Source organism: Streptomyces lacaronensis, from assembly GCF_047337785.1.
GTDB classification, from domain to species: Bacteria; Actinomycetota; Actinomycetes; order Streptomycetales; family Streptomycetaceae; genus Streptomyces; species Streptomyces lycopersici.
In genome coordinates this window covers 9950187-9973586 of record NZ_JBLHDK010000003.1, presented here as the reverse complement: position 1 = coordinate 9973586, position 23400 = coordinate 9950187, and the positions used below count along the sequence as shown (strand labels likewise).

Below are 23400 nucleotides of genomic sequence, written 5' to 3'. Positions count from 1 at the left end.
TGCACCAATCACGGCGGAAACGTGCCGGACCCAGGAATCGGCGCTGTCCGCCCGGGAGAAGACCGTCACCACCCGGCGCCCGGACTCGTCAGCCTCACCAACCGACACCGACACCTGCACACCACCGCTCTGCGGCAGCAGAAGCGGGGCTTCAACGATCAGCTCATCGACGACGTCGCAGCCCACCTCATCCGCAGCGCGGACAACCAGCTCAACAAACCCGGTACCGGGCAGCAACACACTGCCCCAGACCGCGTGATCAGCCAACCACGCATGCGTAGCCAACGACACCCGCCCAGTCAGCATCACACCATCCGAACCCGGCAACGCCACCACCGCCCCCAGCAACGGATGCCGCACCGCATCCAGACCCGCCCCCGACACATCGGCAGACCGGCCGGCCTCGGCCCAATACCGCTCGTGCTGGAAGGCGTACGTCGGAAGATCCAGCACCCTCGCCGGAACATCGCCCAGCACCGCAGGCCAGTCCACCGTCACGCCGCTGACATACAGGTGGGCCAGAGCGCTGACCGCGGCCTGTGCCTCATGGTCACCGTGCAGCATCGCGATGCCGTCGACCAGGCGGGCCAGCGACCGGTCGGCACCCAACTCAAGGAACACCGCGTCCTCGAACGAGGCCACCTGCTCCCCGAACCTGACCACATCACGGACCTGCCGCACCCAATACTCAGCCGTCGCAACCTGCTCGCCCGCGGCCATGGCGACCCGAGGCATGTGATAGGTCAGGCCCTCGGCGACCGCCCGGAACTCCTCCAGCATCGGCTCCATACGAGCGGAATGGAACGCGTGGCTGGTCGCCAACCGCGTCCACTTCCCCAACATGCTGGCGGCCCGCAGCACGGCGGCCTCATCACCGGAGAGAACCACCGACGACGGCCCATTGACCGCGGCGATCTCCACACCCTCATCCAGCACGGCCCGGGCCTCATCCTCCGACACCGGGACGGCGACCATCGCCCCACCCGCAGGCAGAGCCTGCATGAGACGGGCCCGCGCCGAGACCAAAGCGCACGCATCCTCCAACGACCACACCCCGGACACATACGCAGCCGCAAGCTCACCCACAGAGTGGCCGATCACCGCATCCGGACCAACACCCCACGACTCCAGCAACCCGAACAGAGCCACCTGCAAAGCGAACAAAGCAGGCTGGGCATAGCCGGTCTCGTTCACCTCCAGATCGGGCACATCCAGCAGATCCCACACCTGCTGATGGATCTGTGCGAAGACGGGGAACGCGGCGGCCAGTTCCTCACCCATACCAGCACGCTGCGACCCCTGCCCCGGGAAGACGAACACCACCCGGGGATCAGACACCGCCGTCCCGGTAACGGTGTCTTCTCCAATGAGTACGGCACGGTGCTCGAACACCGACCGCGTCACCGCCAGCGTCGACGCCACAGCCCGCAAATCCACCCCGGGCGACCCCGCCAGATACGCACGCAACCGGCCCTCGTACGCGACCAGAGCCGACTGCGTCCTGGCCGACACCACCAACGGCACCCACTCCGGCACCGACTCGACCACCGTGCCGTCCGCCGGCTGCGCGGGGGGCGCGCTCTCCAGGATGACGTGGGCGTTCGTACCACTGACTCCGAACGACGACACACCTGCCCGACGCGGCCGGTCGGTGTCCGGCCACGGCTGGTTCTCCGTCACCAGCTCAACCGCGCCCGCCGACCAGTCCACATGCCGCGACGGCTCATCCACATGCAACGTGCGCGGCACCAACCCATGCCGCAGCGCCATCACCATCTTGATGACACCCGATACACCCGCAGCAGCCTGCGTATGACCCAGATTCGACTTCACCGAACCCAGCAACAACGGCCGCTCACGATCCTGGCCATAGGTCGCGAGCACCGCCTGCGCCTCGATCGGGTCACCCAACGTCGTACCCGTGCCATGCGCCTCAACCACGTCCACCTCAGCCGTGGTCAACCCCGCGTTGGCCAGCGCCTGCCGGATCACCCGCTGCTGGGAGGGGCCGTTCGGCGCGGACAGGCCGTTCGACGCACCGTCCTGGTTCACCGCCGAGCTGCGGACCACTGCCAATACCTGGTGGCCCTTGGCCTGAGCATCCGAGAGACGCTCCACCAGCAGGACACCGACGCCCTCAGACCATCCCGTGCCGTCCGCGCTGTCCGCGAACGCCTTGCACCGGCCATCGGATGCCAGGCCACGCTGCCGCGAGAACTCCACGAAGGTATGTGGCGTGGCCATCACGGTGACACCACCGACCAGGGCCAGCGAACACTCACCCTGCCGCAAGGCATACCCCGCCTGGTGCAGGGCGACCAGCGACGAGGAACAGGCCGTGTCCACCGTGACCGCGGGTCCCTCAAGACCGAAGAAGTACGACAGTCGGCCGGACAGCACGTTGAGGCCAGCGGTCGCACCATAACCTTCGAGGTCTGCGCCGATGCCGTAACCGCCCGGGAAAGCGCCCATGAAGACGCCGGTGTCGCTGCCGCGTACGGAACTGGGCTCGATCCCGGCCCGTTCGAACGCCTCCCAGGACGCCTCCAGCACCAGCCGCTGCTGCGGGTCCATCGCCAACGCCTCACGCGGACTGATCCCGAAGAACGAGGCATCAAAGTTGGCCGCGGTCTCCAGGAAGCCGCCCTCTACGCAGTACGACTTCCCGGCCGCATCCGGATCCGAGTCGAACAAGTTCTCCACGTCCCAGCCACGGTCCGTGGGGAAACCGGAGATCGCGTCCGTACCCGCCTCCACAAGACGCCACAAGTCCTCAGGAGAGAAGACTCCACCAGGCAGGCGGCAGGCCATACCTACGATCGCCAACGGCTCGTCCTGCCCCACCGCCGACACTGGCGTGCGTACCTGAACGGGATTCTCGCCGGTGAACAACTCCTCCAACCGCGCAGCCAGGGCACCTGCGGTCGGGTAGTCGAACACCATCGTGGCGGGCAGCCGCAGTCCCGTGGCCTTCGTCAGACTGTTCCGTAGTTCAACCGCCGTCAGCGAATCCACACCCAGATCCCTGAACGCGGCAGTCACCGGAATCGTGCTGGCGTCGGCATGTCCCAGAACCGTCGCGGCACTGTCACTCACCACCTTCACCAGTGCCGTCGCCCGCTCCTCCGGCGCCAGAGCGGCCAGCCACCGCACCGCACCGCCGGAGGCCGCCCGCCGGGCGACCGGGCGGTGCAACGACCGCAGCAACGCCGGGACTTCCGCGTTCCGTACCGGCTCCATCGCCGCAGCCACCAGAACCGGCTCGTCATGGCGCGACGCACTGTCGAACAGCCGCATACCATGCTCGGCGGAGATGGCCCGCAGGCCGCTGCGCCGGATCCGGTCATGGTCTGTATCGGTCAGCTTCGCGGTCAGACCGCTGGTGTCCTCCCAGAGGCCCCAGGCCAGCGCGAGTGCGGGCAGACCCTCAGCACGACGCTGCTCAGCGAGAGCGTCCAGGAAAGCGTTCGCCACCGCATAGTTGCCTTGCCCCGCACTACCGAATACGCCGGCAGCCGAGGAGTACATGACGAAAGCGGCCAAGTCGGCATCACGGGTGAGTTCGTGCAGGTGCCAGGCGCCGTCGGCCTTGGGCCGCAACACCGTCTCCAGCCGCTGCGCGGTCAGGGACTCCACCACACCGTCGTCCACCACACCCGCGGTATGAACCACCGCCGTCAACGGATGCTCCGGCGACACACCCGCCAGCACCCGCGCCAGCCCGGCACGGTCGGACACGTCACAGGCCGCTGTGGCCACCTGGGCACCCAGTTCACCGAGCTCGCCAATCAGTGCCTCATCCGGGGTGCTGCGGGAGACCAGCAGCAGATGACGCACGCCACGTTCGGCCACCAGGTGCCGGGCGACGATCCCCGCCAGCACACCCGAACCACCGGTGATCAGAACCGTGCCATCCGGATCCCAAACCCTCTCTGACTCGGGTTCGGCCGCATGCGTGCGGGCCAGTCGTGGCACTTCGAACCGGCCACCGTTGACCCGCAGCCGCGGCTCGTCCAACCCGACAGTCCCCGCCAGTTGATCCGGGGTGAGGGTGTCGTCGTCGCTTTCCACCAGGACAAACCGACCCGGATGTTCCGACTGCGCCGACCGCATCAACCCCGACACGGCGGCAGCGGCCAAGCCAGTGCTGATCTGCACCATCAGTGTGCTGTCGGTGAAGCGTTCCTCGGCCAGCCACTCCTGGATTGTGTGGAGGACCTGGGCGGTCAGCGTACGAGTCTGGACCAGCGGGTTCTCGCTACTGTCGGGGCGCGCGGTGAAGATCACCACCTCGGGGACCGGCACATCACCATCCGCCAGGTTTTCGAAGCGGCCTGTGGTCAGGCCGGTCTCCTGAGGGGCCGGGATCTCCTTCCACGTCAGGGCGAGCAGGTCATCGGTGGTGGAGCCGAGTGTGTCGGCCGCTACCGGCCGAGTCACGAGGGAGCCGATGGTGGCCACCGGCCGGCCGGTGTCATCAGCGGCCCGCACACTCCAGCCGTCCGCCGCCTGTGTCACGGCGACACGCAACATCGCCGACCCGGGCGCGTGGATCTGAACCTGGTTCCAGGAGAACGGCAACCGCACGCCCTGCTCGGTGTCGGGTGTATTCAGGATCCCGGCGTGCAGGGCAGCATCCAGCAGCGCGGGATGCACGGCGTATCGGGCCGCGTCCTGCGCTTGCTCTTCGGCGAGGACGACCTCGGCGTAGACGGTGTCGCCGTCACGCCACGCAGCCTGCAAACCCTGAAACGCGGGACCGTACTCGTAGCCCACCACGGTCAACTGATCGTAGAAGTCGGCCACGTTCACCGGCTGGGCCTGGGCAGGTGGCCACGCATTGAGGTCCGGCAGCGAGAGGGTCGCGTCGGAGTTGCTGACCATGACCGTGGCGTGCCGCGTCCAGGTATCGACGTTGTCCGCCCGGGAGAAGACCGTCATCGTCCGGCGTCCGGACTCGTCGGACTCGGCGACCGCGACAGACAGTTGCACGCCTCCGGTCTGCGGCAGCAGGAGCGGGGTTTCGATCACCAGCTCATCGACGACGTCGCAGCCCACCTCATCGGCCGCGCGGACGACCAGTTCCACAAACCCGGTACCGGGCAGCAGCACACTGCCCCGCACGGTGTGATCAGCCAACCACGCATGCGTAGCCAACGACACCCGCCCGGTCAACAGCACACCATCCGAGCCGGGGACCGCCACCGTCGAACCCAGCAGCGGATGACCACCGGCAGCCGACCGGTCCGCACCCTCAAGCCAGTACCGCTGATGCTGGAAGGCGTAGGTCGGAAGATCCAGCACCCTCGCCGGAACATCGCCCAGCACCGCGGGCCAGTCGACGGTGACGCCGTTGACATACAGGTGAGCCAGAGCGCTGACCGCGGCCTGTGCCTCATGATCACCGTGCAGCATCGCGATGCCGTCGACCAGGCGGGCCAGTGACCGGTCGGCACCCAACTCAAGGAACACCGCGTCCTCGAACGAGGCCACCTGCTCCCCGAACCGGACCACATCCCGGACCTGCCGCACCCAATACTCAGCCGTCGCAACCTGCTCGCCCGCGGCCATGGCGACCTGGGGTGTCCGATAGGTCAGGCCTTCGGCGACCGCCCGGAACTCCTCCAGCATCGGCTCCATACGGGCGGAATGGAACGCGTGGCTGGTCGCCAACCGCGTCCACTTCCCCAACGTGCTGGCGGCCTGTAGCACGGCGGCCTCATCACCGGAGAGAACCACCGACGACGGCCCATTGACCGCGGCGATCTCCACACCCTCACCCAGCACGGCCCGGGCCTCATCCTCCGACACCGGGACGGCGACCATCGCCCCACCCGCAGGCAGAGCCTGCATGAGACGGGCCCGCGCCGAGACCAAAGCGCACGCATCCTCCAACGACCACACCCCGGACACATACGCAGCCGCAAGCTCACCCACAGAGTGGCCGATCACCGCATCCGGACCAACACCCCACGACTCCAGCAGCCCGAACAGAGCCACCTGCAAAGCGAACAGGGCCGGCTGGGCGTAGCCGGTCTCGTTCACCTCCAGATCGGGCACATCCAGCAGATCCCACACCTGTTGATGGATCTGTGCGAAGACGGGGAACGCGGCGGCCAGTTCCTCACCCATACCGGCACGCTGCGACCCCTGCCCCGGGAAGACGAACACCACCCGGGGATCAGACATAGCGGCGCCGGTGCCGGTAACGGTGTCATCTCCAATGAGTACGGCACGGTGCTCGAACACCGACCGCGTCACCGCCAGCGTCGATGCCACAGCCCGCATATCCACCCCGGGCGACCCCGCCAGATACGCACGCAACCGGCCCTCGTACGCGACCAGAGCCGACTGCGTCCTGGCCGACACCACCAACGGCACCCACTCCGGCACCGACTCGACCACCGTGCCGTCCGCCAGCTGTGCAGGGGGCGCGCTTTCCAGGATGACGTGGGCATTCGTACCACTGATCCCGAAGGAGGACACGCCTGCCCGACGCGGCCGACCCATATCCGGCCACGGCTGGTTCTCCATCACCAGCTCAACCGCGCCCGCCGACCAGTCCACATGCCGCGACGGCTCATCCACATGCAACGTGCGCGGCACGAGACCGTGCTGCAGCGCCATCACCATCTTGATGACACCCGACACACCGGCCGCAGCCTGCGTATGTCCCAGATTCGACTTCACCGAACCCAGCAACAACGGCCGCTCACGATCCTGGCCATAGGTCGCGAGCACCGCCTGGGCCTCGATCGGGTCACCCAACGTCGTACCCGTGCCATGCGCCTCGACCACATCGACCTCAGCCGTGGTCAACCCCGCGTTGCTGAGAGCGGCCTGGATCACCCGCTGCTGCGAAGGACCATTCGGCGCGGTCAACCCGTTCGAGGCGCCATCCTGGTTGACCGCCGAACTACGGAGCATCGCCAGTACCTGGTGGCCCTTGGCCTGAGCGTCCGACAAACGCTCCACCAACAGCACACCGACGCCCTCGGAGAATCCGGCACCGTCCGCACTGTCCGCGAAAGCCTTACTGCGACCGTCACCGGCCAAGCCACCCTGACGAGCGAACTCCACGAAAGTCTGCGGCGTGGCCATCACCGTGACACCACCGACCAGAGCCAGCGAACACTCACCCTGCCGCAGCGCATACCCCGCCTGATGCAACGCCACCAGCGACGACGAGCACGCCGTGTCCACCGTGATGGCGGGGCCCTCAAGACCGAAGAAGTACGACACCCGGCCGGACAGGACACTGGTCGCGCTCGCGGTGGCGCCGAAGCCGCCGAGGTCGGCACCGATGCCGTAGCCACCGGGATACGCACCCATGAAAACACCGGTATCAGTACCGCGCACGGAACCAGGCTCGATCCCCGCCCGCTCGAACGCCTCCCAGGACACCTCCAGCACCAGCCGCTGCTGCGGATCCATCGCCAACGCCTCACGCGGACTGATCCCGAAGAACCCGGCATCAAAACCGGCCGCAGTCTCCACGAAACCACCCTGCAGACGGTAGGAGTCACCAGCTGCGGGACCGAACAGATTCTCCACGTCCCAGCCACGGTCGGTGGGGAAACCCGAGACCGCATCCGTACCCGACTCCAGCAGACGCCACAAATCCTCCGGCGACGACACCCCACCCGGCAGACGACACGCCATGCCCACGATCGCCAGCGGCTCGTCCTGCCCCACCGCCGACACCGGCCCACGTACCGCAACAGAGTTCTCGCCGGTGAACAACTCCCCCAACCTTGCAGCCAAGGCCGCTGGAGTCGGATAGTCGAACACCAACGTGGCGGGCAACCGCAACCCCGTCGCCTTCGCCAGACCGTTCCGCAACTCCACCGCCGTCAGCGAATCAATGCCCAAATCCTTGAACGCCGCGGTCGCCGGAATGCTGCTGGCGTCGGCATGTCCCAGAACCGTCGCGGCGCCGTCACACACCACCTTCAACAGCGCCTTCTCCCGCTCCACGGGCGCCAACCGGGCCAGCCACTGCACCGACGAATCACCGGTAGAAGCAGCCCGCCGGGCAACGGGACGATGCAACAAGCGCAGCAACGCCGGAACCTCGGCATCACGCACAGGCCCCATCGCCGCAGCAAGCAGAACTGATGCACCATGACGTGACGCGGCGTCGAGCAAACCCATCCCATGGCCCGCGGAGATGGCCCGCAGGCCACCACGCCGGATCCGGTCACGATCCGTATCGGTCATTCCGGCGGTCAGACCACTCGCGTCCTCCCACAAACCCCACGCCACCGCCAGCGCAGGCAGACCCTCAGCACGACGCTGCTCCGCCAGCGCGTCCACGAACGCATTGGCCGCCGCGTAGTTGCCCTGGCCCCCGCTGCCGAGCACACCAGCCGCGGAGGAGTACATGACGAACGCGGCCAGGTCGGTGTCCCGGGTGAGTTCGTGGAGGTGCCAGGCGCCGTCGGCCTTGGGCCGCAGGACCGTGTCCAGTTGCTGTGTAGTCAGGGACTCCACGACGCCGTCGTCGAGTGCGCCGGCGGTGTGAATCACGGCGGTCAGGGGGTGTTCCGGTGATACACCGGCCAGTACCCGCGCCAGCCCGGCACGATCGGACACGTCGCAGATCGCCGTGTCGACCCGGGCGCCCAGCTCACCGAGCTCGTTGATCAGCGCATCGTCCGGGGTGCTGCGGGACAGCAGCAACATATGACGCACACCCTGCTCGGCCACCATATGCCGGGCCGCGATCCCCGCCAGGACACCTGAACCACCGGTGACCAGGACCGTGCCGTTGGCGTCGAGTTGCTGAGGGATGGTGAGGACGATCTTGCCGATGTGGCGGGCGCGGCTCATCCAGCCGAACGCATCACGGGCCTGGCGGATGTCCCAGGCCTGCACCGGCAGTGGCTGTAGTACACCCTGTGCGAACAGGGCGAGCAGCTCGGCGATGATCTCCCGCAACCGGTCCGGGCCGGCGTCCATCAGGTCGAACGCCTGGTAGCTGGTACCCGGCCGCTCGGCGGTGACCTGGTGCGGGTCGCGGATGTCGGTCTTGCCCATCTCCACGAACCGGCCACCACGAGGCAGCAGATCAAGCGAGGCATCGACGAAGTCACCGCTGAGGGAGTTCAAGACGACATCGACACCCCGGCCGTCAGTGGTGTCCAGGACCACTTCCCGGAAGCCAGTGGTACGCGAGTCCCCGATCCGCGTATCCTCCAGACCCGCCTCACGCAGGACGCGCTGCTTACCGGTGCTGGCCGTCGCGAAGATCTGCGCACCCAAATGCCGAGCGATCTGAGTCGCCGCCATGCCCACACCGCCCGCCGCGGTGTGGATCAGCACGGACTCACCCGCGCTCAGCCCGGCCAGATCCACCAACCCGTAGTACGCGGTGGCGAACACGACCGGCACGGATGCCGCCGTAGTGAAGGACCAACCATCAGGCATCACACCCAGCAGGCGACGATCAGCGATCGCGACCGCCCCGAACCCGCCGCCCACAAGACCGAACACTCGGTCTCCCGGGACCAGATCCTGCACCTCCGGGCCGACCTCGAGCACCACGCCCGCGGCCTCAGCCCCGATCACCGCCTCACCTGGGTAAGTGCCGAGCGCGATAAGAACATCGCGGAAGTTCAGGCCTGCGGCGCGTACCTCTATTCGTACTTCACCCGGTTGCAGGAGCCGTTCGGTGGTGTCGGTGGGTACCAGCGCGAGGTCTTGCAGGGTTCCGCTGCGGGACTGCTCCAGCTGCCACGCACGATGCCCAGGAATCGTCAGCGGGCTGCTTTCCGGCGCGTTCGCCCGCGCCAGCCGCGGTACCTCGTACCGACCGTCGCAGACCCGCAACCGCGGCTCGTCCAAGCCGACAGTCGCCGCGAGTTGCTGGAGGGTGAGGCTGTCGTCGTCGCTTTCCACCAGAACGAACCGGCCGGGGTGTTCCGACTGGGCAGACCGCATCAGACCCGACACGGCGGCAGCGGCCAAACCGGTACCGGTCCGCACGACAAGCGTGCTGTCGGTGAAACGTTCCGCGGCCAGCCACGCTTGGACTGTTCGCAGAACCTGAGCGGTCAGCGTGCGGGTCTGTGCCAGCGGGTCCAGCGGGCCCAGCGTGTTCTCGCTGCTGTCGGGGAGTGCGGTGCAGACCACCACCTCGGGCACCGGCACATCACCGTCTGCCAGGTCTTCGAACCGGCCTACGCTCAGGTCGGCCTGCTGGGGGGTGGGGATCTCCGTCCAGATCACCGTGAGCAGGTCGTCGGCAGCGGAACCGAGCGTGTCGGCCGTTACCGGCCGCGTTACGAGCGAGTCGACGGTGGCCACCGGTCGGCCGCTCTCGTCGGCGACCCGCACACTCCAGCCGTCTGCTGCTGGTGTTATCGCAACGCGTAGCGTGGCCGTGCCAGTGGCCTGGACCTGGACACCGTTCCAGGAAAACGGCAGCCGCACACCCTGCTCGGCGGCGGTGTCGAGTGTGTTCAGAATCCCGGCGTGCAGGGCAGCGTCCAACAGCGCCGGATGCACCGCGAACCGTGCCGCCTCCTGCGCCTGCTCCTCAGCCAGGACAACCTCGGCGAAGATGGTCTCCCCGTCACGCCACGCGGCCTGCAGCCCCTGGAATGCGGGACCGTACTCATAACCGGCCCCGGTCAGCTGGTCGTAGAAATCGCCCAGGTCCACCGGCTGTGCCTCTGCGGGAGGCCAAGCAACAAGCTCTGGCAGCGAGAGGGCAGAGTCAGAGGCGCCGATCGTAGCCGAAACGTGGCGAGTCCAGGTGTCGGCGCTATCCGCCCGGGAAAAGACCGTCACACCCCGGCGCCCGGATTCGTCAGCCTCGCCGACCGACACGGACAGTTGCACACCGCCGGACGACGGCACCAGAAGCGGGGTTTCGATCACCAGCTCATCGACGACGTCACACTCCACCTCATCGGCGGCGCGGACGACCAACTCCACAAACCCGGTACCGGGCAGCAGCACACTGCCCCGCACCGCATGATCAGCCAGCCAGGCATGCGTGGCCAGGGATACCCGCCCGGTCAACAGCACACCATCGGACTCAGGCAACTCCACCGCCACACCCAGCAACGGATGACCGCCCGCGACCGACCGGTCCACACCCTCGGCCCAGTAGCGCTGGTGCTGGAACGCGTAGGTCGGAAGGTCCAGAACCCGTGTCGTGGCGGTGCCGAGGATGGCGGGCCAGTCAACGGTCACGCCCTCGACAAACGCTTGTGCCAGAGCCGTTAGCATCCGAGCGGCGTCCCCATCGTCGCGACGCAGCGTGGCGACAGTCACCGCATCATCCATCGCCTGCAACAACACCGGACTCGCACTGACCTCCACGAACACGGTCTCGCCCTCGGCACGCAACTGGCTGACGGCGGGGTCGAAACCCACCGGTTCACGCAGGTTCCGGTACCAGTACTCCGCATCGAGCGGGCCCTCAACCCAGGTGCCATCGACCGTCGACAGCCACGGCACCACCGGAGCCTGCGAATCAACACCGGCGATGACATCCAGCAGTTCGTCACGGATCAGCTCGACATGCGGAGTGTGCGAGGCGTAGTCGACGGTGATCCGCCGCACCCGCACCCCTCCCGCCTCATGAGCTGTGAGGACACGGTCCACCGCCTCCGGGGTGCCCGCGATCACCGTCGACGCGGGACCGTTATGCGCGGCGATCCAGGCCCCGTCGACCAGCTCGACATCCCGTGCGGGCAACGCGATGGATGCCATCGCGCCCCGGCCCGCCAGACCGCGGGCGATCACCTGACTGCGCAACGTCACAATTCGCGCCGCATCCCGCAACGACACCGCACCCGCCACACACGCCGCAGCGATCTCACCCTGGGAGTGACCGATCACCGCGTCCGGCCGCACACCAGCCGCCTGCCACACCGCGGCCAGCGAAACCATCACCGCCCACGAGGCGGGCTGAACCACATCGACCCGGTCCACCACCGCCGGATCATCCAGCACCGTGAACAGATCCCAGTCCACGAACTCACCCAACGCCGCCGCACACTCGGCCATCCGCTCCGCGAACACCACCGACGAACCCCGCAGCGCACTGCCCATCCCCAGCCACTGCCACCCCTGCCCCGGGAAGACAAACACCACCCGGGGATCAGACATAGCAGCGCCGGTGCCGGTAACAGTGTCGTCGCCGAGGAGTACGGCACGGTGCTCGAACACCGACCGCGTCACCGCCAGCGTCGAAGCGACAGCCCGCATGTCTGCCTCGGGTGTTGCGGCCAGGTAGGCGCGCAGCCGGTCCTCGTGTTCGGCCAAGGCCGGGAGCGTCTTGGCTGATATGACCAGCGGCGCCAGCTCCGAGTCCACAACCGGTGTCTGCACGGGCTGCGCGTTGTTCACCGACTGGGCGGGTGCGCTCTCCAGGATGACATGTGCGTTCGTACCACTGACCCCGAAAGCCGACACACCCGCCCGACGCGGCCGATCGGTGACGGGCCAGGACTGGTTCTCCGTCACCAGTTCAACCGCACCCGCCGACCAGTCCACATGCCGCGACGGCTCGTTCACATGCAACGTGCGCGGCACCGTGTTCTGCTGCAGGGCCATCACCATCTTGATGACACCCGATACACCTGCGGCAGCCTGCGTATGACCGATGTTCGACTTCAATGTACCCAGCAGCAGGGGCCGCTCACGGTCCTGGCCGTAAGTGGCGAGTACCGCCTGGGCCTCGATCGGGTCACCCAGCGTCGTACCCGTGCCATGCGCCTCGACCACATCCACCTCGGACGTGGTCAGACCCGCGTTGGCCAGCGCCTGCTGGATCACCCGCTGCTGGGAGGGTCCGTTCGGCGCCGTAAAGCCGTTGGACGCGCCGTCTTGGTTTACTGCAGATCCACGAACGACTGCGAGCACCTGGTGGCCGTTGCGGCGGGCGTCGGAGAGCCGCTCGACCAGCAGCAGACCCGCGCCCTCGGAGAAGCCGGCACCGTCCGCACTGTCCGCGAACGCCTTACACCGGCCATCGGAGGCCAGACCACGCTGCCGAGCGAACTCGGTGAAGACCTCCGGCGTGGCCATCACCGTCACACCACCGGCCAACGCCATCGAACACTCACCATTACGCAACGCCTGCGCCGCCAGATGCAAAGCAACCAGGGACGAGGAGCACGCCGTGTCCATCGTGATCGCCGGACCCTCAAGACCGAAGAAGTACGACAGCCGGCCGGACAATACGTTGGGAGCCGCGGTCGCACCGTAACCCTCGCGGGCAGCACCGGCGCCGTAGCCAACGGGGAATGCACCAATGAAGACGCCGGTGTCGCTGCCCCGTACGGAACCGGGCTCGATCCCGGCCCGCTCGAACGCCTCCCAGGACACCTCCAACAGCAGCCGCTGCTGCGGATCCATCGCCAACGCCTCGCGCGGACTGATCCCGAAGAACCCGGCGTCGAAGCCAGCCGCGGCATCAAGGAAGCCACCCTCTGCGCAGTACGACTTCCCTGCCGCATCCGGGTCCGGATCGAACAGATCCTCGAGGTCCCAGCCGCGGTCGGTGGGGAAACCGGAGACCGCGTCCGTACCCGACTCGACCAAGCGCCACAGATCCTCCGGCGACGACACCCCACCCGGCAGACGACACGCCATACCCACGATCGCCAACGGCTCGTCCTGCCCCACCACCGACACCGGCCCACGTACCGGGACAGAGTTCTCGCCGGTGAACAACTCCCCCAGCCGGGCGGCCAAGGCCGTCGGAGTCGGATAGTCGAACACCAACGTGGCAGGCAGCCGCAACCCCGTCGCCTTCATCAGGCTGTTGCGCAACTCCACCGCGGTGAGCGAATCCACGCCCAGATCCTTGAACGCACCGGTCACGGGAATGGTGCGGGCGTCAGCGTGCCCCAGGACCACGGCGGCACTGTCACACACAACCTTCAGCAGTGCCTTCGCCCGCTCCTCCGGCGCCAAACCGGCCAGCCACTGCACCCCGTCGGCGGAAGCGGCCCGCCGGGCGACCGGGCGACGCAACGAACGCAGCAACGCCGGAACCTCTGCTGCCAGTACCGGATCCATCGACGCGGCCACCAGAAGCGGCTCGCGACGATGCGATGCGCTGTCGAACAGACCCATCCCATGCTCGGCAGAGATGGTCCGCAGACCGGTCAGACCACTGGTCTCCTCTGACGAACCCCAGGCCAGCGCCAACGCGGGCAGGCCCTCGGCACGGCGTTGCTCGGCCAACGCGTCCAAGAACGCGGTGGCCGCCGCGAAGTTGCCCTGTCCCGGATTACCCATGACACCGGCGGCCGAGGAATACATGACGAACGCTGCCAGGTCGGCGTCCCGGGTGAGTTCGTGCAGGTGCCAGGCACCGTCGGCCTTGGGCCGTAGCACCGTGTCCAGCCGCTGCGCGGTCAGGGACTCGACCACGCCGTCGTCGAGTGCGCCGGCGGTGTGAATCACCGCGGTCAGGGGGTGTTTCGGTGATACACCGGCCAGTACCTGGGCCAGCCGGGCACGATCCGATACGTCACAGATTGCTGTGTCGACCCAGGCACCCAGCTCGCCGAGTTCGTTGAGCAATCCCTCGTCGGCAGCGGTGCGGGACAGCAGCAGGAGATGACGTACACCACGTTCGGCTACCAGGTGGCGGGCGAGGGCGCCTGCCCGGACGCCCGAACCGCCCGTGATCAGGACCGTGCCATCCGGATCCCACACCTTTTCGGTTTCGGGCTCAGCGGCGTTCACACGGGCCAGCCGTGGCACTTCGAACCGGCCGTCGCTGACGCGCAGCCGCGGCTCGTCCAATTCGACGGTCACGGCCAGCTGGTGGAGGGTGAGGCTGTCGTCGTCGCTTTCCACCAGGACGAAGCGGCCGGGGTGTTCGGACTGGACTGAACGCATCAGACCTGACACCGCGGCGGCGGCCAAACCGGTACCGGTCCGCACGACCAGCGTGCTGTCGGTGAAGCGCTCCCCGCCAAGCCACTCCTGGGCCGTCTGGAGGACCTGGGCGGTCAGCGTACGAGTCTGTACCAGCGGATCAGGGCTGCCATCGGTATCGGGGCGCGCGGTGTAGACCGCCACGGCGGGGACCGGTACGTCACCGTCCGCCAGGTCTTCGTACCCGCCGACGCTCAGGCTGCTCTGCTGGGGAGTCGGGATCTCCGTCCATACCAGCGTGAGCAGGTCATCGGCAGCGGAACCGAGTGTGTTAGCTGTCACCGGCCGGGTGATGAGGGAGCCGATGGTGGCCACGGGCCGGCCGGTGTCGTCGGCGACCCGCACACTCCAGCCGTCGGTTGCGGGTGTTGCCGCGACGCGCAGCATGGCGGTGCCGGTCGCTCGGATTTGGACGTCGTTCCAGGAGAACGGCATCCGCACGCTCTGCTGGTCGGTATCGGGTGTGTTCAGGATGCTGGCGTGCATGGCGGCGTCCAACAGCGCCGGGTGCACGGCGTATCGTGCCGCCTCCTGGGCCTGCTCCTCGGCCAGAGCAACCTCGGCGTAGACGGTGTCCCCGTCGCGCCACGCAGCTTGCAGCCCCTGGAACGCGGGACCGTACTCAGTACCTGCCGCTGCCAGCCGCTCGTAGACGTCGGCCACGTTCACCGGCTGCGCCTGGGCTGGTGGCCACGAAGCAAACTCCGGCAGCGAGAGGGGGGCATCAGAGGCGCTGATCGTGGCGGTAACATGCCGGGTCCATGTGTCCGCGTTATCCGCCCGAGAAAAGACTGTCACCGCTCGGTGTCCGGACTCGTCGGCCTCGGCGACGGAGACGGATAGTTGCACACCGCCGGTCTGCGGCAGCAAGAGCGGGGTTTCGATCACCAGCTCATCGATGGCGCCGCACTCCACCTCGTCGGCGGCGCGGACAACCAGCTCAACAAAAGCTGCACCGGGAAGCAGCACACTGCCCCGCACCGCGTGATCAGCCAGCCACGCGTGGGTGGCCAGGGATACCCGCCCGGTCAACAGCACACCATCGGACTCAGGCAACTCCACCGCAACGCCCAGCAACGGATGACCACCCACAGCCGAGCGATCCACACCCTCGACCCAGTACCGCTGGTGCTGGAAGGCGTAGGTCGGAAGGTCCAGCACCCGGGCTGTGGTGGCGCCGAGGATGGCGGACCAGTCGACGGTGACGCCGTGGGTGTAGGCCTGTGCCAGGGCGGTGAGCATCCGGATTGCGTCCCCGTCGTCACGACGCAACGTGGCAACAGAGACGACATCGTCATCCATCGCCTGCAACAACACCGGGCTGGCACTGACCTCCACGAACACGGTCTCGCCCTCGGCACGCAACTGGCTGACGGCGGAGTCGAAACCGACCGGTTCACGCAGGTTCCGGTACCAGTACGCCGCATCCAAGGGGCCCTCGACCCAGGTGCCGTCCACGGTCGACAGCCACGGCACCACCGGAGCCTGCGAACCAACACCGGCGGTGATGCCGAGCAGTTCGTCGCGGATCAGCTCGACGTGCGGGGTATGCGAGGCGTAGTCGACGGTGATCCGCCGCACCCGCACCCCCTGTGCCTCATGAACCGCCAGCACACGGTCCACCGCCTCCGGCGCACCCGCGATCACCGTCGACGCGGGACCGTTATGCGCGGCGATCCAGGCACCGTCGACCAGCTCGACATCCTGTGCGGGCAACGCGATGGATGCCATCGCACCCCAGCCCGCCAGCCCCCGCGCGATCACCTGACTGCGCAACGTCACAATCCGGGCGGCATCCCGCAGCGACACCGCACCGGCCACACAGGCGGCGGCGATCTCGCCCTGGGAGTGACCGATCACCGCGTCCGGCCGCACACCAGCCGCCTGCCACACCGCGGCCAGCGAAACCATCACCGCCCACGAAGCGGGCTGAACCACATCGACCCGGTCCACCACCGCCGGATCATCCAGCACCGTGAACAGATCCCAGTCCACGAACTCACCCAACGCCGCCGCACACTCGGCCATCCGCTCGGCGAACACCACCGACGAATCACGCAGCGCACTGCCCATCCCCAGCCACTGCCACCCCTGCCCCGGAAAGACGAACACCACCCGGGGATCAGACATAGCAGCGCCGGTGCCGGTAACGGTGCCGTCGCCGAGGAGCACGGCACGGTGCTCGAACACCGACCGCGTCACCGCCAGCGTCAACGCCACAGCCCGCATGTCTGCCTCGGGTGTTGCGGCCAGGTAGGCGCGCAGCCGGTCCTCAACCTCGGCCAGAGCGGACTGGGTCCTGGCCGATACCACCAGGGGCAGCACATCCGAGGCCACCACCGGCGTCACAACAGGCTGCGCCTCCTGCGCGGGCTGGGCGGGTGCGCTCTCCAGGATGACGTGGGCGTTGGTGCCGCTGACGCCGAAGGACGACACGCCTGCCCGGCGGGGCCGGTCGGTGTCGGGCCAGGACCGGTTTTCCCTCACCAGTTCCACCGCACCGGCCGTCCAGTCCACATGCCGTGATGGCTCGTTCACGTGCAGGGTGCGGGGAACGGTGTTGTGCTGCAGGGCCATCACCATCTTGATGACGCCCGACACACCCGAGGCAGCCTGCGTATGACCGATATTCGACTTCAACGAGCCCAGCAGCAGGGGCCGCTCACGGTCCTGGCCATAGGTGGCGAGCACCGCCTGAGCCTCGATCGGGTCACCCAGCGTCGTACCCGTGCCATGCGCCTCGACCACATCCACCTCAGCCGTGCTCAGGCCCGCGTTGGCCAATGCTTGCCGGATCACCCCCTGCTGGGAGGGGCCGTTCGGCGCGGACAGGCCGTTGGAGGCACCGTCCTGGTTGACCGCCGAGCTGCGGACCACCGCAAGCACCTGGTGGCCGTTGCGGCGGGCGTCGGAGAGCCGCTCGACCAGCAGCACACCGACGCCTTCGGCCCATCCCGTGCCGTCCGCGGCGTCGGCGAACGCCTTGCACCGGCCATCGGATGCCAGGCCGCGCTGGCGGGAGAACTCCACGAAGCTTTGCGGCGTGGCCATCACGGTGGCGCCGCCGACCAGGGCCAGCGAGCACTCCCCTTGCCGCAGGGCGTACCCGGCCTGGTGCAATGCCACCAGTGATGACGAGCAGGCCGTGTCGACTGTGATGGCGGGGCCTTCGAGGCCGAAGAAGTACGACACCCGTCCCGACAGGACACTGGTCGCGCTGGCGGTGGCCGCGAAGCCGCCGAGGTCGGCACCGGCGCCGTAGCCACCGACGTAGGCGCCCATGAAGACGCCGGTGTCGCTGCCGCGTACGGAACCGGGCTCGATCCCGGCCCGCTCGAACGCCTCCCAGGACACCTCCAGCACCAGCCGCTGCTGCGGATCCATCGCCAGTGCCTCACGCGGACTGATACCGAAGAACCCGGCGTCGAAGCTGGCCGCGGCATCGAGGAAACCGCCCTCCACGCAGTACGACTTCCCCGGCGCGTCCGGGTCCGGGTCGTACAGGTTCTCTGCGTCCCAGCCACGGTCGGCGGGGAAACCGGAAATCGCGTCCGTACCCGACTCGACCAAGCGCCACAGATCCTCCGGCGACGACACCCCACCCGGCAGACGACACGCCATACCCACAATCGCCAACGGCTCGTCCTGCCCCACCACCGAGGCGGTGCGTACCAATACAGGATTCTCGCCGGTGAACAACTCCCCCAGCCGGGCGGCCAAGGCCGTCGGAGTCGGATAGTCGAACACCAACGTGGCGGGCAACCGCAACCCCGTCGCCTTCGCCAGACCGTTCCGCAACTCCACCGCCGTCAGCGAATCGATACCCAGATCCCTGAACGCTCCGGTCACCGGAATGGTGCGCGCATCGGCGTGCCCCAGAACCGTCGCGGCGGTGTCACACACCACCTTCAGCAGTGCCTTCGCCCGTTCCTCCGGTGCCAGAGCGGCCAGCCACCGCACTCCACCGGCGAAAGCAGCACGCCGGACGATCGGACGGTGCAATGACCGCAGTAGCGCCGGGACTTCGGCCTCCCGCACCGGACCCAGCGGCGCGGCCACCAGAACCGGCTCACCACGACGCGATGCGGTGTCGAACAGCCGCATCCCATGCTCGGCGGTGATGGTTCGCAGGCCGCTGCGGCGGATTCGGTCGTGGTCGGTGCCGGTCAGTTTGGCGGTCAGGCCGCTGGTGTCTTCCCACAGACCCCAGGCGAGTGCAAGTGCGGGCAGGCCCTCGGCTCGGCGTTGTTCGGCGAGCGCGTCCAGGAACGCGTTTGCCGCCGCGTAGTTGCCTTGCCCCGCACCGCCCATGACACCGGCAGCCGAGGAATACATGACGAACGCGGCCAGGTCGGTGTCGCGGGTGAGTTCGTGCAGATGCCAGGCACCATCGGCCTTGGGCCGGAACACGGTCTCCAGCCGCTGCGCGGTCAGGGACTCCACCACACCGTCATCCACCACACCCGCGGTATGAACCACCGCCGTCAACGGATGCTCCGGCGACACATCCGCCAGCACCCGCGCCAGCCCGGCACGATCGGACACATCACAGGCCGCTGTGCCGACCCGGGCGCCCAATTCACCGAGCTCGCCGATCAGTGCCTCATCCGGGGTGCTGCGGGACAGCAGCAGCAGATGACGCACGCCGCGCTCGGCCACCAGGTGCCGGGCGACGATCCCCGCCAGGACGCCGGAACCGCCCGTGACCAGGACCGTGCCATCTGGATCCCACGCCCTCTCAGGCTCAGGCTCAGGCTCATCGGCCTGCGTGCGGGTCAGCCGGGGCACTTCGTACCGGCCGTCGCTGATCCGCAGCCGCGGCTCGTCCAATCCGACGGTGGCGGCCACCTGGTCCGGGGTGAGGGCGTCGTCGTCACTTTCGACCAGGACGAACCGCCCGGGGTGTTCGGACTGGGCCGACCGCATCAAGCCCGACACGGCGGCGGCGGCCAGCCCGGTGCCGGTCCGCACGACCAGCGTGCTGTCGCTGAAGCGTTCCCCGCCAAGCCACTCCTGGACTGTTTGCAGGACCTGGGCGGTCAGTATGCGAGTCTGTGCCAGCGGGTCGTCGTTGCCGGGGCGCGCGGTGAACACCACGACGTCGGGCACCGGCGCATCACCGTCCACCGCCAGGTCTTCAAACGCACCCACCGTCAGGCCGGTCTGCTGGGGGGTGGGGATTCCTGCCCAGGTCAGGGTCAGCAGGTCGGTGGTGCTGGTGGCCGGTTCGTTGACGGGAACGGCGCCCAGGGTGAGGGAGCGGGCGGTCAGGACAGGAAGTCCTGTGCTGTCGGTGGCCTCTGCGGACAGGGTGCCGTCATCGTGTGAGGTGAGACGGACGCGCAGCTCGGCAGGGTTGCGGGCGTGCAGGGTCAGGCCCTGCCACACGGCAGGGGTCTCCTCACCTACAGCGGTGAGCGCGGCCGTCATCAGGCCGGGATGAAGCACAAACCCGGTGGCATCGTGGGCGTCGTCCAGGGCAACCTCGGCGAACACATCGCTGCCGCAGCGCCACACCCCGCGCAGTGACGGTGCCGATGTCGCGACCGGTACCGCACCGGTCGGCGGCCACACCTCCCCGGCCTGCCAGCCGGACACCCTGCCGGTGGTGGTGGCCAGGGTCGCGGTGGCCAGGCGTGTCCAGGGCTCGCCGTCGCTGCAACGGGCGTGGACACTGAGCTGGCGGCGGCTGGCCTCATCCGGTTCGCTCACCCAGGTCTGTATCTGGACCGCGCCCTCGTCGGGAAGCAGCAGCAACGCTTCCACGGTGAGTTCCTCGACGAGGCCGCAGCCGGTCTCGTCCGCCGCCGCCAGCGCCATCTCCACGAACACCGTCGCGGGCAGAACCGCCTGCTCCCGCAGCCACAGATCACCGCTCCGGGAGACTTGCGAGGTGAACAGCACTCCACTGGCCTCGGCCAGCCCTACCGCCGGCCCGAGCAACGGATGACCACCGGCAGCCGCCCGGTCCGCACCCTCAAGCCAGTACCGCTGATGCTGGAAGGCATACGTCGGAAGATCCAGCACCCTCGCCGGAACATCACCGAGGACCGCAGGCCAGTCCACCGTCACGCCGCTGACATACAGGTGGGCCAGAGCGCTGACCGCGGCCCGTGTCTCGTGGTCACCGTGCAGCATCGCGACACCATCGACCAGGCGGGCCAGCGACCGGTCGGCACCCAACTCGACGAACACCGCGTCACCGTAGGAAGCGGCCTGCTCCCCGAACCGGACCGGTTCACGGACCTGCCGTACCCAATAATCGGGTGTGGTGACCTGCTCGCCCGCGGCCATGGTGAGATGGGGCGTCTGGTAGGTGAGACCTTCGGCCACCGCCCGAAACTCGTCCAGCATGGGGTCCATGCGGGCGGAGTGGAAGGCATGGCTGGTCGCCAGACGTGTTGACTTACCCAAGGCCGCCGCGACCTGTAGTACTGCGGTTTCGTCGCCGGAGAGAACCACCGACGACGGGCCGTTGACCGCGGCGATCTCCACGCCTTCGCGCAGGACCGCTTTTGCTTCTTCCTCGGAGACCGGAACAGCAACCATCACCCCACCTGCTGGCAGGGCCTGCATCAGGCGGGCCCGTGCCGAGACCAGCGTGCAGGCGTCTTCCAGCGACCAAACCCCGGAGACATATCCGGCGGCGAGTTCGCCCACAGAGTGGCCGATCACCGCATCCGGTCCCACACCCCACGACTCCAGCAACCCGAACAGAGCCACCTGCAAAGCAAACAGGGCCGGCTGGGCGTAGCCGGTCTCGTTCACCTCCAGATCGGGCACATCCAGCAGATCCCACACCTGCTGATGGATCTGTGCGAAGACGGGGAACGCGGCGGCCAGTTCCTCACCCATACCAGCACGCTGCGACCCCTGCCCCGGGAAGACGAACACCACCCGGGGATCAGACACCGCCGTCCCGGTAACGGTGTCATCTCCAATGAGTACGGCACGGTGCTCGAACACCGACCGCGTCACCGCCAGCGTCGATGCCACAGCCCGCATATCCACCCCGGGCGACCCCGCCAGATACGCACGCAACCGGCCCTCGTACGCGACCAGAGCCGACTGCGTCCTGGCCGACACCACCAACGGCACCCACTCCGGCGCCGACTCGACCACCGTGCCGTCCGCAGACTGCGCGGGGGGCGCGCTTTCCAGGATGACGTGAGCGTTCGTACCACTGATCCCGAACGACGACACACCTGCCCGACGCGGCCGGTCGGTGTCCGGCCACGGCTGGTTCTCCGTCACCAGCTCAACCGCGCCCGCCGACCAGTCCACATGCCGCGACGGCTCATCCACATGCAACGTGCGCGGCACCGTGTTGTGCCGCAGGGCCATCACCATCTTGATGACACCCGACACGCCGGCCGCAGCCTGCGTATGTCCCAGATTCGACTTCACCGAACCCAGCAGCAACGGCCGCTCACGATCCTGGCCATAGGTCGCGAGCAGCGCCTGAGCCTCGATCGGGTCGCCCAGCGTCGTACCCGTGCCATGCGCCTCGACCACATCCACCTCAGCCGTGGTCAAACCCGCATTGGCCAGCGCCTGCCGGATCACCCGCTGTTGCGAGGGGCCGTTCGGCGCGGACAGGCCGTTCGACGCACCGTCCTGATTGACTGCCGAGCCCCGCACCACCGCCAACACCTGGTGGCCCTTGGCCTGAGCATCCGAGAGACGCTCCACCAGCAGGACGCCGACTCCCTCAGCCCATCCCGTGCCGTCCGCGGCATCGGCGAACGCCTTGCACCGGCCATCGCCGGCCAGGCCGCGCTGCCGCGAGAACTCCACGAAGCTTTGCGGCGTGGCCATCACGGTGACACCACCGACCAGGGCCAGGGAACATTCCCCCTGCCGCAGCGCATACCCCGCCTGGTGCAACGCCACCAACGACGACGAACACGCCGTGTCCACCGTGACAGCCGGCCCCTCGAGGCCGAAGAAATACGACACCCGACCCGACAGGACACTCACCGCACCGGCGGTTGCCCCGAAGCCGCCGAGGTCGGCACCGATGCCGTAGCCACCGGGATACGCACCCATGAAAACACCGGTATCAGTACCGCGGAGGGAACCGGGCTCGATCCCGGCCCGTTCGAACGCTTCCCAGGAAGCCTCCAGGACCAGCCGCTGCTGCGGGTCCATCGCCAGGGCTTCCCGCGGGCTGATCCCGAAGAACGAGGCGTCGAAGCCGCCTGCGGAGTCCAGGAAGCCGCCCTGCACGCAGTACGACTTCCCGGACGCGTCCGGATCAGGGTCGTACAGGTTCTCGACGTCCCAGCCACGGTCGGTGGGAAAACCGGAAATCGCATCCGTACCCGACTCGACCAAGCGCCACAGATCCTCCGGCGACGACACCCCACCCGGCAGACGGCACGCCATACCCACAATCGCCAACGGCTCGTCCATGGCTGCCCGCAACGATGTGTTCGCCTTGCGGAGCCGCGCATTCTCCTTGACTGACTTCCGCAATGCGTCGACAAG

The 23400-nt window shown here is 68.0% G+C and carries 2 pseudogenes; both read right to left on the bottom strand.

The window, feature by feature from the left end:
• Positions 1-15 precede the first annotated feature (15 nt).
• Positions 16-19977, bottom strand: a pseudogene (locus ACMTAK_RS43155) (SDR family NAD(P)-dependent oxidoreductase); the annotation flags it as partial.
• A 654-nt stretch (positions 19978-20631) separates the two neighbouring features.
• Positions 20632-23388, bottom strand: a pseudogene (locus tag ACMTAK_RS52755) (type I polyketide synthase); the annotation flags it as partial.
• Positions 23389-23400: the final 12 nt, after the last annotated feature.